Genomic DNA, 13,515 nt, shown 5'->3' with positions numbered 1-13,515 from the left:
GATGTGCTGAGATAATATTTTAATTATTTTGGTGATAATTAAAACATATACACATGAAAAAATTCTATTCCCTGGCATTTTCCATTTTCACCGCGGCGCTTCTTTCTGCGCAGTTGGTAGTACAGGTAACCTCACCCGGCGTAGTAAAGCTAACTTACGGCGCAAATAACGATTATAGCATCTACAGCCCCGGTTTCGAGGCACCCACTTTCTGGGTACACGTATGGAGTCCCGCTAACAGCAACAGCACAGGCACATTGTACGAAGATGCTTGGTCTAACTCTAATGTTACGATGAACTGGGACGCCGCGGCCTCTGCGTATGTAGGTACCATAAACCTTAGTACTAAAGCCTTCACCAATGGTAATAAGGTTTTCCCTACGGGTACTAGCATCACTAACCTGGGGTTTGTCTTCAAGAATCAACAGAATGGCGCAACCAACCAATCTGCAGACCTCATGGCTGCCAACTTCGGTTTTACTCCTACTACCCTCTCCTCCTTGGCCACTGCTGATGGTATGACTACAAAAAAATCTACGGTCATCAACGGCAAACTTTACACTTCCCATAAAGGTAGTATAGAGATTACAGTGTATGAAATGTCCGGCAAGTTGGTACATACCATCAAAACGTCCGCTGATGGAAACGCGATTGACCTGAACGTATCCAAACACGGCATCTATTTGGTCAAGATAACCGGCAAGACAACCGAAATAGTGAAATTTGCACGATAATTTTTATCCCATAACCTTATGAAGACTGCTGCTACAGCGGTCTTTTTTGTTTTTGATTAAGTCAGTCAAAAAACATAAATTTGCCATCATGAATTTTTCTGCGCATCTGTTCAATTTCCTGAAAAAACACGGCAAAGTTTCTGTTGAGAACTTCGGTATATTCTATCTGAAAAACACCAACGCGGTGGTCGAAAGTACCACTAACCGAATCCTTCCGCCGGGCAAAGAAGTGGCGTTCGACCCACACCCGAATATAGCGGATGATACTTTCGCACATTATTTAGCTCAGGAAAAAAACATTCCCGTAAACGATGCGCAAGCTGACATTCAGCAGGAAGTAAGTTACTGGAACGCCACCATCGAAAAAGAAGGTGCACTTTCCCTGGAAGGCCTCGGCACTTTCAGGACAGATGGCAGCCAACCGTACTTTTCTGGGCTTCGGTTAGAAAATCTCGCCCCCGATTTCTACGGTCTGGAAGAAATTAAAATATCGGACATCAAGAAATCGCGCGCTGTTCCGACAGAAAAAAAACCTTACCGCTTCGGGAGAACGCTTAATTGGTTACTCCCATTATTAATGATTGTCGGCGTTCTTGGGTATTTTGCAGCGACACAGCCTGAACTTATATTCGGGAAGAAATCCCTACTTAAAGAGAAACCGGCTGCACCCCAACCAAAAAAGCAAACAATCATAAAGAAAGACACTGCCACGGTGCAGGTAATTTCAGATACATTAAAGACGGATACTTTAGCCGCCGTAAAAACCACCTCACATACATGGAAAAAATTAAAAAAGCCTCAGAATCGCTAACGGTGATGACCAATATCGTTCTGCCAAACGAAACCAACTCCCTCAGGAATCTCTTCGGTGGCGAACTTCTTGCGAAAATGGACCGTTGCGCCTCTATTTCTGCAGCCCGCCATTGCGAACGCCGTGTAGTTACGGCTTCGGTAAACCATGTTTCCTTCAACCATCCCATTCCAGAGGGCGGCATTGTAGTGCTGGAATCGAAGGTTTCGCGGGCATTTTCAACTTCTATGGAAATTTATGTGGATGTTTGGCTGGATGACCCAATTAATCAGAAGAAAATCCATACCAACGAAGGCATCTATACGTTTGTAGCTGTTGATGAATTTAACCGGCCCATCCCAATCCCAAAAATTGAGCCTGAAACCGAGCTTGAACACAGCCGTTACGCAGCAGCACAGCGCCGTAAGGAACTTTCACTGATCTTATCAGGCCGAATGAAACCCACAGAATCCATTGAACTGAAGAAACTTTTTCAGGATAGCTGATGAAAATCCTACAACTCGATAAAAATCATCCGCTTATTACAGAACAGCTTTCGGCGAAAGGCTTTTCGATAGAAGAAGACACCACCTCAAGCTACGAAGATATTCTTCAAAAAATAGGTCAATTTGATGGCATCATCCTGCGAAGTCGCATCCCTATCGACAAAAGTTTGCTTCTGAAAGGTAAAAATCTAAAATTTGTCGCACGCGTTGGCGCCGGCATGGAAAATATTGATGTTGATCTGGCCAAGGAACTCAACATCGGCCTCATAAACTCACCTGAAGGCAATCGGGACTCGGTGGCAGAGCATGTAGTGGGTATGTTGCTGATTTTGATGCATCGCCTTTTCATTGCAGCGCAGGAAGTGAAACATGGCATCTGGAAGCGCGAGGAAAACCGCGGCGACGAACTGTTAGGCAAAACCTTTGGCATCATTGGTTACGGAAATATGGGGAAAGCTGTTGCACGGCGGCTCTCAGGTTTTGGTGTGAAAGTGATCTTTCATGATGTACTGCCAGATCTTTCCGATGCGTTTGCCACACAGGTTTCATTAGAGACACTTCAGCAAGAGGCAGAAATCATCAGCCTTCATTTGCCGGAAACGCCAGAAAGCCATCATTTAATTGACGAAGCGTTTATTTCAGCAATGAAAAAAAACTTCTACCTGATCAACACCGCCCGCGGGAAACATGTGAAAACAGCCGCACTGAAAAACGCACTGGAAAACGGGAAAATAAAAGGTGCCTGCCTGGATGTACTGGAATTCGAGAAACCTTCATTTGAAAACATCGAGCACGTAAATGAAGACCTGAAGTATCTTTTAAACTCTGAGAAAGTGATTGTTACGCCGCACATTGCAGGCTGGACGATACAGAGCAAAGAGAAACTTGCACAGGTAATCGTAGATAAGATTCTGGCACAGTTCGGCGGTTCTTAACAAATCTTTATGACCGCTGCCTTATCTATTTTGTAGGGAAATCCCTTATCTTGCGGAACTTTTTTGTCTTTAACTATCACACATGGTCATACTTCGCAGGATTGTATTCATCCTCCTGAGCATTTTTACCCTAAGCAGCTGCACCAAAGCAAACAGCGAACCAGAGACGCCAGCAACCTCACTGCCTAATTTTGGGGGGATAGATCTGGATGAGATTTTCAAAAGACGCGATAACCGGCTGAAGAATAAAGACTCTATTGTGGAGGTGATAGACCGATATTATGAAAAAGTATGGGTGAAAGGCGATTTGTGGGGCGGCTTTTTAGTCGCAAAAGGCGACCAAATCCTCTATGAAGGCTACCGCGGATACAGCCAGGATTTTCAGCAAAACCCTATTAACGATACCGTGGCGTTGCACGTAGCATCCATCTCGAAATCCATTACGGCGATGGCTACGATGAAGTTGGTAGAAGCTGGCAAACTTAATCTCCACGAACCACTTACAAAGATATTCCCAGGTTTTCCGTACCCGAAAGTCACTGTTTTTACGCTGCTTACCCAGCGCAGCGGCTTACCGAAATACGAGTATTTCATAGAAAAGATACAACCCAGACCTGCTGAGCTTGACAAGAAATTTCTGTCAAATCAAGACATCCTGCATTTCTTAATCAAATACAAGCCCGAACTTGCGCGCAATACCGACACCGGCTTCATGTATTGCAATACCAATTACGTGCTATTGGCTTTAATCATCGAGAAAGTGACCGCGACACCTTTCCCGGAGGCGATGCAGCAAATGGTTTTCCGGCCACTGAAGATGAAGCATACTTATATCTTTCAGGAAAAAGACACCCTCTCTGCCGCAAAATCTTTCTTTCAAAACGGTCCTAAAGTATATCCTTATGATCATTTGGATGCTATTTATGGAGATAAAAACGTGTACACTACACCACGCGATTTATTGAACTTCTCTAAAGCGCTCTACGCCAAACAGTTCCTTGATCTTGACCTTCATAACCTGATTTTCGAGCCTTACAGCAATGAAAGACCGGGGGTAAATAACTACGGAATAGGTTTCCGGATGAAGATTTTCGATAATGGTGAAAAACTGACGTATCACAACGGCTGGTGGCACGGGACCAATTCGGTCTTTGCACATTTGCTGAAGTCAAATGTCACCATTATTGCGATCGGTAACAAATATTCTCAACGTGTATATTCATCAATGGCGCTTTCTGGTTTGTTTGAGGATTTCCCGCCGGAAAAAGCGAAACTCCAGAAGATCATCAGCGACAGCGGACATGCGAAGGAAGCTTCTGGGAGTCATCCGGCTGCTGCCGTGGAAAGCTACAGCGAATAATTTTATTAATTTTGTGCAAAATTCGTGATGAGGAAGCTCTTTTATCTGTTCATATTTACATTGCTGCTGCAGGCTTGTGCCCGCGTAGGTTCGCCCGTAGGAGGTGATAGAGACACGCTGGCACCGCAAGTAACGGGCAGTAATATTGATACTCCGCGTGTAAATGTACCCCTCGATATCCGGGAACTTCGGATAGATTTTGATGAATACATTACCTTGAAGGATATCAATAGGCAGTTGATTATTTCGCCGCCTTTGCAGAAGATGACGAAGATTATCCCATCCGGCACGCCTAACAGATATTTGCTGATCAAATGGGATGATACGCTGAAAGCCAATACCACATATAACTTCAATTTCGGCAACGCGATACAGGATAATAATGAAGGAAATCCGCTTCGGTATTACAATTTTGCCTTTTCTACGGGTGAAAAAATTGATGAACTTTACATCAGTGGCGAACTGAAAACAATCTTTGAAAACTCCACGAACAGTAAGGATGAGCGTAATTTGGTTGTTGGCCTTTACCGCGATCAGGATTCTTTAAATTACCGCCAGAAACCCTATTACATCACCAAAGCCGACCCAGACGGTTACTATGAACTGAATTATCTTTCACCAGGAAATTACCGGATTTTAGCCTTTGAAGACAGCAACTCCAATTCCGTATACGATCCCGGAAACGAAAATGTAGGTTTCAGCCGCGAGCCTATTACACTTGATAAAAGTATCTCAGGGCTGAATATAACCCTCTACCCTTCGCGTAAGAGCGTCCGTTATGTAGAAATGAAAGAAACCCCGGGTGGCATTTTAATGATTTTTGAGGGAAATCCCGATCGTGTGAAAGTGGCTTCGCTGAACGAGAAACTTCAGGATTATAAGATCACCCACCGCCCAAAATCTGACTCTGTAAACATCTGGTTTGATGCTGAAAAAAGCAATATCGGGATCACTGCCAGTGAAAACCTGCGTTTCAGTTACGATAACGGAGTAACGCAAGACACTGTTTCGACTTTTTACCGGTACAACACGAAGAATGAAATGATTGTATCTAACGCTAAAGGAAATATGTTGCCTCCGGGAAATGATTTTGCGATCAGTTCGAACTATGCCATCGATACCATCGACCCACAGAAATGGACCTTGGTTTCCGACAGCACCCAACAACCTTTTACAGCAAGAATTTCGGCGCGTAACCCGTATGAAATACACATCACGTCTGATTTTAAGGAAGGAAAGAAATATTCGCTTACCGTACCGCGCGAAACCGTTTCTTCATTCTATGAAACCATCACCAAGTCATATCGTTTCGATTTCGAAACCGACAGAACAGAAAATTACGGCTCCTTCATCCTCACGCTCGAAAATGCGCCCCAAAACAAATATTGGCTGCAATTATTGACTGAGAACAACACTATCGCGTATTCCGTATACAGTTCCGGTAACCAACAGATATTCACCGCATTAAAACCTGGGAGATATAGGGCCAGACTGTTGGTTGACAGTAATGAGAATGGCCTGTGGGAAGCTGCGGACTTAGCCAGCGGAACCTTTGCGGAAGAAGTTTATCTGTATCACAAAACTGTGGATGTACGCCCACTATGGGAAATCCGTGAAAGTTGGGACCTGAAAAATACTGAAATCGCTAAACAGCCGGCCACTGCAACTTCAGACAACCGATAAAACAATGAAAATCTTTAAAAACATTCTTTACTGGGGCCTGATAGTGATTGCACTGATACAGTTTATCCCTATCGACCGTACCAACGCACCGGTAGATAAGAAAGTGAATTTCGTAAGCGTGTTAAATACCCCACCCGCTGTTCAAAAAATATTGAAGAAAGCGTGTTACGACTGCCATTCAAACGAAACGGTATATCCCGATTATGCTTATGTAGCACCAATTTCATGGTCGATTAAAAACCACGTTAGTGAAGGGCGGGAACACCTGAACTTTTCTGTTTGGGGAACTTATAACACTGATTTAAAGAAAAGCATGCTGAAGAATACCATCACCTCCGTGAAGGATTATACGATGCCGATGCCAGGTTACATCGCGCAGCATCCGGAAGCCAATCTTACTTCAGATGAAAGAAAACTGCTCGCAAATTATTTTGAAAGCATATCAAAATCCGGGGATTATTAAGCTCTGCGTACCGGGCGTGGCCTGTTAAAGATAGACAATAGTACGCCCGCGAACAACCCGATCGTCTTAATAAAAGCAAACTGAGAATCCTGCGGTAAAAACGCGCCTACCACACATAGCACTGCTGCCGCGTACATCGGGTAAATCATGTTTTTATTAGTGAACGTGGGAGCCTGGAAGAAAAAGCTGGCACCAATCAACACATAAAAAACATGGTGATAAAGTATCCCGTTGATTTCAGGGGAAAAAAGGTTGAAAAAACCGACTAACAGGCAAATCAGCGCGGCAATTGACAACACTCCCTGAATGGTTTGGGTATTTGTATTCATTTATTAATAACTTTCGTTTTTGGTAGGGAAATCTGCCGATTTCACATCTTTCACATATTGGGTTACAGCACCGGTAATTTCGGTATATAAATCCAGGTACCTGCGCAGGAATTTGGGCGCGAATCCTTTATTCATGCCCACCATATCATGGTAAACCAGCACTTGTCCGTCGCAGTTTGCACCTGCGCCGATCCCGATGGTGGGTATGGAAACACTTTCTGTCACCATTTTGGCCAGTTCCGCCGGTATTTTCTCAAGAACCAAAGCAAAACAACCCAACTCTTCGAGTAGTTTGGCATCGGCAAGCAGCTTTTCTGCCTCGGCATTTTCCTTTGCACGCACTTTGTAAGTACCGAACTGATAAATCGACTGCGGCGTCAATCCCAAATGGCCCATCACAGGGATGCCGGCATTTACAATCTTGCGTATAGAATCTTCGATCTCCGCGCCACCTTCAATCTTCACCGCGTGCGCACCGCCTTCTTTCATCATTCGCACGGCGGATCCCAATGCTTTTTCAGAATTACTCTGGTAAGTACCGAACGGCAGGTCTGCTACGATGAGCGCCCGTGTTACTCCCCGCGCCACACACTGGGTGTGGTAAATCATCTGATCGAGCGTAATGGGAAGCGTAGTCTCAAAACCGGCCATCACATTGGCAGCCGAATCACCGATCAGGATGGAATCTACCCCGCCCGCGTCTACCATTTTGGCGGTAGTAAAATCGTATGCGGTGAGCATGGTGATTTTTTCACCGTCGAACTTCATTTTACGAAGTGTTTCCGTAGTGATCTTCTTGATTTCAGAATGTACCGACATGATAGTAAGCGTTTAAGAGTTGAATTTTAAAACAGCAAGGTAATAAAACTCTTATAAAGTAACGTGACCTAATTTAATAAGTTTGTCGCGGTTCAGGATTTTCAGGTTTCTGCCGTCGGCCTCAATAAGCCCGTCGCTCTTAAATTCTGAAATCAGGCGGATAGCACTTTCGGTAGCAGTCCCTACAAGATTCGCGATTTCTTCACGTGTTAAGGTAATTTTAATGAAACCTTCCGGGTCTGTGCCCAACTTCTGTTCAAGGAGAAGAAGGATTTCCGCAAGTCTTTCACGCACTGTTTTCTGCGCCAGAAAGGTTACGGTATTAGAAGATTCGCCAAGTTCATAGGCTATTTTCTGTAGCATGACGAAAGAGAGTTCCGGGCCTACTTCCAGCAGATGAAGAAACACATCCGATGGCAGGAAGGTGGCTTCCACATCCGTCATGGCTTCGGCTTTTGCCTGAAATTGCTCGCCACATAACAAAGAGCGGTAACCAATCAAGTCCCCTTCTTTAATAAAACGAAGGATGTGCTCTTTACCATAAAAACCCTGTTTAGAGAGTTTTGCGGTCCCTTTGTTCAGGAAATACACCCCGTTTGGCGTACCGCCATCTTCAAAAATGGTTTCTCCTTTATGGAATTTCAGGATTTGTTTTACCGAGAGATAGTGCGTATAATCTTCCGGGGAAAGCATTTGCTTAAAAGATTCATCATTAAAAACTTTCAACAGACGATCTTCAATTAACATTTGTTTTTCCAGCGACATATTATGACATTTATCAGCAAAAATAGGGTATTTAAAACCTTGGCACAAATTTATTTATCATAATTTTGCATTCAATTTTTTCCAGTAGAATGCCTGAAAACTGTTTCCATTGCGGCCAAACCATCGATAAAGAACGAATTTCGTTCGATGAGAAGGTGTTTTGCTGCACAGGATGTAAATCTGTATATGAAATCCTGAATCTGAACAATCTGGGCGATTTCTATGAACTGAACAAACGCTCGGGCATCCGGCCTGATGACGGCAACAACACCCAGTTCGATTATCTGGACACACCTGAGATTTTCGACAAAGTCACTAATTTTTCCGAAGGAAACACCTCTTTGGTGAATTTCAAGATCCCTGTCATTCACTGTTCTTCGTGTATCTGGCTGCTCGAAAGCCTGCATACGCTGAATAAAAACATCAATTATTCCCAGGTGAACTTCACCCGAAAGACGGTTCAGATCTCCTTTAACCATCATGAACTGAAACTCAGCGAACTCGCAAAATTCTTAACCGATCTTGGCTATAAACCGGTTATTAATCTTGAAACCGCCGACCAGAAGGAAGAGCGATTCGACCGTTCTTTGATATTGAAACTTGCGGTGGCAGGCTTTGCGTTCGGAAACGGCATGTTCTTCAGTTACCCTGAATATGCCGAGCAACTTATGGGCACCACGGATATGTGGATGGAAAAGTACAAACATCTGTTCCGCTTCATCATGTTCTTCCTGGCGACGCCCGTAGTTTTCTATTCGGCTTGGGGTTATTTTGAATCGGCTTGGTATGGCCTGAAGAATAAAGTCGTAAACATTGACGTGCCTATCGTACTGGGCATCATCATGCTGTACGGGCGCAGCATCTATGAAATACTGACAGATTATGGTCCTGGATATTTCGATACGCTTTGCGGCTTGCTGTTCTTCATGCTGATGGGGAAAATCTTCCAGAAAAGGACGTACAGCGCCTTGTCCTATGACCGCGACTACAAATCCTTCTATCCCATCGCCGTTACGAAAGTAGATTTCAACGGAAAACAGCAGAACATCTTACTCTCTGACCTCAAGATCGGCGACCGCATCATGGTGCGCAACCAGGAAATCATACCGGTGGATGCCATCCTCATCAATGGTGAAGGTAATATTGACAACAGTTTTATTACCGGCGAAAGCGCTTCAATCCAAAAAAAGCCTGGCGACAAGATTTTTGCGGGCGGAAAACAGGTAGGTTCTCTACTTGAACTTGAAGTGATAAAGACCGTGAACCAAAGCTACCTTACGCAACTCTGGAACAAAGAAGCCTTCAAGAAACATGAAACCGGCCTTGATACGCTCACCAATAAAATATCCAAATACTTCACTTTCATTATCTTAGGCATTACACTGATAGCTGGGATTTACTGGGGACAGCACGATTTTGAAAAAATGTTCCAGGTGGTAGCTGCCATCCTCATCATTGCGTGCCCTTGTGCCTTGGCCCTTTCTGCACCATTTACATTCGGACATGTGATGCGGATCCTGGGGCGGAATGAATTTTATGTGAAAGACACTTTGACGATTGAAAAACTCTCGAAAATCAACACCCTTGTTTTCGATAAAACCGGCACAATCACCCATAATAAGGAAGCTAAAATCACTTACGAAGGTCAGGAAATTCCCGAGCAGGACTTAAAAAACATCAAAACGCTGGTAAAAAACTCCAATCACCCACTTTCAAAGGCTTTGTATGACTACATAGAGATGGATGATGAGTATTTCCCGGTCACCCAATATACCGAAACCGCAGGTAAAGGCTATGAAGCGGAAGTTCGTGGGACCAAGTATAAAGTGGGTTCGGCAAAGCTGGCTGGCGGCACGCCGGTAAATCTGGAAACCGCTGTTTACGTAAACAAAAACGGTGAATTGCTGGGTAAATTCATCTTCAAAAATGAGTACCGACAAAACCTGAAAAGCCTTTTCGGTAAGCTACGCGATTACCGGGTGCATATTCTTAGTGGTGATAACGCTTCGGAGGAACAACCATTGAAGGAGATCATCCCGCAATATACCGGCATGGCGTTTAGCCAAACACCTGAGGACAAACTGAATTACATCAAGCATCTACAAGACCAAAATGAAAGAGTAGCCATGTTGGGCGACGGCCTGAATGACGCGGGCGCACTGAAACAAAGCAATGTAGGGATTGCTGTGGCCGACGATACACACTCTTTCACACCTTCTTCGGATGTGATTATGGCGGGCGGGCGATTGTCCTCGCTGGATCATTACCTGAATTACGCGAAAGACTCCATGGTGATTGTAAAGATGACTTTTGCCATCAGCTTCTTCTATAACATCATAGGCCTCAGTTTTGCCGTGACGGGGAATATGTCTCCGCTGTTTGCGGCCATCATCATGCCCATCAGTTCCATCAGTGTGGTGATCTTCACTTCCGTGGCGACTTGGTGGCGCAGTACAAAGTATTTTAAACTCATTAAAAATTAGCCATATCTTATTAATTATCAAGAAGATACAATTACTAAATACCGCTGCTTTTTAAATTATGTTAAATACAGTTAACGTTAGGTGATGTTTATCATAATTTTTAATTAAATTTGAACCGGTTTTTACCTAAATTTGCACGGAATGGATATTTTATATTTAATGATTCTATGCAGCGTTTCCGTAGCTGTGATTTTCTTAGTCATTTTTATAGTGAGTGTCCGGAAGGGACAGTTTGAAGATGATGAATCGCCGGCCGTACGCATATTGCTCGACTCTGAAATAAAGGAGGAAACCGAAACCGACAACAGTAAAAACACTGAAAAACAAATAAAAAATACAGAAGAAATAAGTGAATAGTAATATGGAAACACAAAAGTTTAGTTATGACAATAATATTGTGCGAGCGTTCCTCTATGCGACCGTGGTTTTCGGCCTTGTAGGTTTTCTGCTGGGGCTTATCGCCGCACTGATGCTTTTCTATCCCGAACTTCCTGAGTTTATTTTTGGTACCGATGATGCTACCATTAAGAGTTTACAAAGCGGGAATCTTCAGGGGTTAATTAACTCTCAGGGTGCGTTTGGTTTTGGGCGTATCCGTATGCTGCACACCAGTGCGGTAATCTTCGCATTTGTTTGTAACGGTTTCTTTGCGGGGGCTTACTATTCCATCCAAAGATTGCTTAAGACCAGGATGTTCAGCGATACACTTTCGTGGATACACTTCTGGGGCTGGCAGTTGATGATTGTAGCTGTAGTGATTACGTTCCTCATGGGTATCAACACTTCTAAGGAATATGCCGAGCACGAGTGGCCTATTGATATTTTGATTACAGTGATCTGGGTGATCTTCGGTATCAACATGTTCGGAACCATCATGAGAAGACGTGTGCGTCACCTGTATGTGGCCATATGGTTCTTTATCGGTACCTGGGTGGCAATTGCGATGCTGCACATCTTCAATAACCTGGAGGTGCCGTTATCATTTACCGGCTGGAAATCCTATTCTGCCTACGCAGGGGTAAAAGACGCTCTGGTACAGTGGTGGTATGGCCATAACGCGGTAGCTTTCGTACTTACGACACCGATCCTTGGTTTGATGTACTACTTCCTTCCAAAAGCGGCAAACCGCCCGGTATTCTCTTATAAACTTTCTATTATCCACTTCTGGTCACTTATTTTTGTTTACATCTGGGCTGGTCCTCACCACCTTCAGTATACTTCAATTCCAGGTTGGGCGCAGGCTTTGGGCACAGGTTTCTCTATCATGCTTATCGCACCATCTTGGGGAGGGATGCTGAACGGTCTTCTTACGCTTAGAGGGGCGTGGGATAAAGTTCGCGAAAACCCTGTATTGAAATTCTTTGTTGTAGCTATTACGTGCTACGGTATGGCTACCTTCGAGGGACCACTTTTAGCAACAAAAACTTTAAATAAAATTGGTCACTTTACCGACTGGGTAATTGGTCACGTACACATTGGTGCATTAGGCTGGAATGGCTTTATGACCTTCGGTATGATTTATTACTTACTCCCAATTATGTGGAGAACCAAACTTTGGTCTGTAAAATTGGCTAACTGGCACTTCTGGCTAGGTACTTTGGGTATTATATTCTATGCGGTGCCTTTATACATCGCCGGTTTCACGCAAGGCTTAATGTGGAAGCAGTTTAATCCAGACGGTACTTTGGTGTATAAAAACTGGTTGGATACTGTAACCGCTATTATTCCTTACTATCAAATGCGTTTCGTAGGAGGATTATTATACATCGCCGGAGCCATCTTAATGGTTGTAAACGTAGTAGCAACCGTACGGCAGGGCTCATTCCAGAAGGAAGTACCTGCAGAGGCTCCTGCACTTGGTAACGTAGGTAAAAAGCGAAAAGAAGGTGAAGGTTACCACCTTTGGTTGGAGAGAACTCCGCTTGTAATGGGTATCCTTTCATTCATTGCCGTAGCTATCGGTGGATTGATAGAAATTGTACCTACCCTGGCAGTTAAAGAAAATGTACCAACAATCGCTGCTGTGAAGCCCTATTCACCATTAGAACTGGAAGGGCGTGATCTCTACATCCGTGAAGGCTGTAACTCTTGTCACTCACAGATGATTCGTCCATTCCGTGATGAAGTTGTACGTTTTAACGGTAAAAACGGGCAATACTCCAAAGCTGGCGAATTCGTATATGACCGACCATTCCTCTGGGGATCTAAAAGAACGGGACCTGATTTGCACAGACAAGGCGGTAAAAACCCAAGCTCTTGGCACTATAAACATATGCTAAACCCAAGAGTAACTTCTGCAGGTTCCATCATGCCACGTTACCCATGGTTAATCGCTAACGACCTGGACCGAAGCAAGATGAAGGCAAAGGTAGAATTGATGAAGAACAGTTTTGATGTTCCTTATACCCAGGCTCAGATAGATTCTGCAGACCAATGGGCAGACAACCAAGCAAAACTTGTGGTTAGCCAGATCTACGCAGAAGCACCAGACGTGAAAAAAGCCTACGAAGACAGAAAAGCAGCCGAGGGTGCTAACTTCACGCCACTGGAAAAGAAGGAAATCATCGCACTTATCGCTTACCTACAGCGATTGGGTACCGATATTAAAACGACTGAAATTAAAACAGCAAGTACCAACTAATAATCAA

General features: G+C 44.0%; 13 protein-coding genes. 10 read left to right on the top strand and 3 right to left on the bottom strand.

Annotated elements, in window-relative coordinates; translation table 11 throughout:
* Nucleotides 1-53 precede the first annotated feature (53 nt).
* The 7 genes from CO230_RS00735 (at nt 54) to CO230_RS00705 (ending at nt 6,471) form a co-directional block, all read left to right on the top strand.
* Complete coding sequence (locus tag CO230_RS00735; RefSeq protein WP_122026865.1) at nt 54-734, top strand: T9SS type A sorting domain-containing protein; 681 nt, start codon at nt 54-56, stop codon at nt 732-734.
* Nucleotides 735-822: 88 nt separating this feature from the next.
* Entirely contained in the window at nt 823-1,545 is a 723-nt protein-coding gene (locus CO230_RS00730; protein ID WP_122026864.1) for a hypothetical protein, read from the top strand.
* Nucleotides 1,512-2,030 (top strand): acyl-CoA thioesterase, encoded by a 519-nt coding sequence (locus tag CO230_RS00725; protein ID WP_122026863.1) that lies wholly within the window; start codon nt 1,512-1,514, stop codon nt 2,028-2,030. The genes CO230_RS00730 and CO230_RS00725 overlap by 34 nt, the downstream gene beginning before the upstream one ends.
* Nucleotides 2,030-2,965 carry a 2-hydroxyacid dehydrogenase gene (locus CO230_RS00720; RefSeq protein ID WP_122026862.1) on the top strand — a complete coding sequence of 312 codons (936 nt, stop codon included), beginning with the start codon at nt 2,030-2,032 and terminating at the stop codon, nt 2,963-2,965. Before CO230_RS00725 ends, CO230_RS00720 begins: the two co-directional genes overlap by 1 nt.
* Before the next feature lie 82 nt (nt 2,966-3,047).
* Nucleotides 3,048-4,325 carry a serine hydrolase domain-containing protein gene (locus CO230_RS00715; RefSeq protein ID WP_122026861.1) on the top strand — a complete coding sequence of 426 codons (1,278 nt, stop codon included), beginning with the start codon at nt 3,048-3,050 and terminating at the stop codon, nt 4,323-4,325.
* A 27-nt stretch (nt 4,326-4,352) separates the two neighbouring features.
* Nucleotides 4,353-6,008: an Ig-like domain-containing protein gene (locus CO230_RS00710; RefSeq protein WP_122026860.1), complete on the top strand. Its 1,656-nt coding sequence runs from the start codon at nt 4,353-4,355 to the stop codon at nt 6,006-6,008.
* A gap of 4 nt (nt 6,009-6,012) precedes the next feature.
* Entirely contained in the window at nt 6,013-6,471 is a 459-nt protein-coding gene (locus CO230_RS00705; RefSeq protein WP_122026859.1) for a heme-binding domain-containing protein, read from the top strand.
* Here CO230_RS00705 and CO230_RS00700 read toward each other — a convergent pair.
* From CO230_RS00700 to CO230_RS00690, 3 genes are read right to left on the bottom strand one after another with little or no spacing between them, the layout of a single operon-like run.
* Nucleotides 6,468-6,800, bottom strand: a complete 333-nt coding sequence (locus CO230_RS00700) for a hypothetical protein (RefSeq protein WP_122026858.1) — start codon at nt 6,798-6,800, stop codon at nt 6,468-6,470. The genes CO230_RS00705 and CO230_RS00700 overlap by 4 nt on opposite strands.
* Nucleotides 6,801-6,803: 3 nt before the next feature.
* Complete coding sequence (gene panB / locus CO230_RS00695; protein ID WP_122026857.1) at nt 6,804-7,619, bottom strand: 3-methyl-2-oxobutanoate hydroxymethyltransferase; 816 nt, start codon at nt 7,617-7,619, stop codon at nt 6,804-6,806.
* A gap of 51 nt (nt 7,620-7,670) precedes the next feature.
* Complete coding sequence (locus CO230_RS00690; protein WP_122026856.1) at nt 7,671-8,384, bottom strand: Crp/Fnr family transcriptional regulator; 714 nt, start codon at nt 8,382-8,384, stop codon at nt 7,671-7,673.
* A gap of 89 nt (nt 8,385-8,473) precedes the next feature.
* Between CO230_RS00690 and CO230_RS00685 the strand changes: the two genes are divergently transcribed.
* The 3 genes from CO230_RS00685 to ccoN all read left to right on the top strand — a co-directional run bounded on the left by CO230_RS00685 (nt 8,474) and on the right by ccoN (nt 13,508).
* Nucleotides 8,474-10,867 (top strand): heavy metal translocating P-type ATPase, encoded by a 2,394-nt coding sequence (locus tag CO230_RS00685; RefSeq protein ID WP_122026855.1) that lies wholly within the window; start codon nt 8,474-8,476, stop codon nt 10,865-10,867.
* A 159-nt stretch (nt 10,868-11,026) separates the two neighbouring features.
* Nucleotides 11,027-11,224 (top strand): cbb3-type cytochrome oxidase assembly protein CcoS, encoded by a 198-nt coding sequence (ccoS, locus tag CO230_RS00680; protein WP_410492882.1) that lies wholly within the window; start codon nt 11,027-11,029, stop codon nt 11,222-11,224.
* Nucleotides 11,225-11,228: 4 nt separating this feature from the next.
* Nucleotides 11,229-13,508 carry a cytochrome-c oxidase, cbb3-type subunit I gene (ccoN, locus tag CO230_RS00675; RefSeq protein ID WP_122026853.1) on the top strand — a complete coding sequence of 760 codons (2,280 nt, stop codon included), beginning with the start codon at nt 11,229-11,231 and terminating at the stop codon, nt 13,506-13,508.
* The last annotated feature ends 7 nt before the right edge of the window (nt 13,509-13,515 follow it).

The sequence above is a fragment of the Chryseobacterium sp. 6424 genome (assembly GCF_003692615.1).
Classification (GTDB): domain Bacteria; phylum Bacteroidota; class Bacteroidia; order Flavobacteriales; family Weeksellaceae; genus Kaistella.
The sequence above is the reverse complement of the archived record's forward strand: the minus strand, read 5'-3'. Positions and strand labels throughout refer to the sequence as shown.

Bases quoted from the DNA above. Each gene is read 5' to 3' on its own strand.
- CO230_RS00730 (WP_122026864.1), top strand. From the start codon at position 823: ATGAATTTTTCTGCGCATCTGTTCAATTTCCTGAAAAAACACGGCAAA.
- CO230_RS00735 (WP_122026865.1), top strand. From the start codon at position 54: ATGAAAAAATTCTATTCCCTGGCATTTTCCATTTTCACCGCGGCGCTT.
- CO230_RS00685 (WP_122026855.1), top strand. From the start codon at position 8,474: ATGCCTGAAAACTGTTTCCATTGCGGCCAAACCATCGATAAAGAACGA.
- panB (WP_122026857.1), bottom strand. From the start codon at position 7,619: ATGTCGGTACATTCTGAAATCAAGAAGATCACTACGGAAACACTTCGT.
- ccoS (WP_410492882.1), top strand. From the start codon at position 11,027: ATGATTCTATGCAGCGTTTCCGTAGCTGTGATTTTCTTAGTCATTTTT.
- CO230_RS00705 (WP_122026859.1), top strand. From the start codon at position 6,013: ATGAAAATCTTTAAAAACATTCTTTACTGGGGCCTGATAGTGATTGCA.
- CO230_RS00700 (WP_122026858.1), bottom strand. From the start codon at position 6,800: ATGAATACAAATACCCAAACCATTCAGGGAGTGTTGTCAATTGCCGCG.
- CO230_RS00720 (WP_122026862.1), top strand. From the start codon at position 2,030: ATGAAAATCCTACAACTCGATAAAAATCATCCGCTTATTACAGAACAG.
- CO230_RS00715 (WP_122026861.1), top strand. From the start codon at position 3,048: ATGGTCATACTTCGCAGGATTGTATTCATCCTCCTGAGCATTTTTACC.
- ccoN (WP_122026853.1), top strand. From the start codon at position 11,229: ATGGAAACACAAAAGTTTAGTTATGACAATAATATTGTGCGAGCGTTC.
- CO230_RS00725 (WP_122026863.1), top strand. From the start codon at position 1,512: ATGGAAAAAATTAAAAAAGCCTCAGAATCGCTAACGGTGATGACCAAT.
- CO230_RS00710 (WP_122026860.1), top strand. From the start codon at position 4,353: ATGAGGAAGCTCTTTTATCTGTTCATATTTACATTGCTGCTGCAGGCT.
- CO230_RS00690 (WP_122026856.1), bottom strand. From the start codon at position 8,384: ATGTCGCTGGAAAAACAAATGTTAATTGAAGATCGTCTGTTGAAAGTT.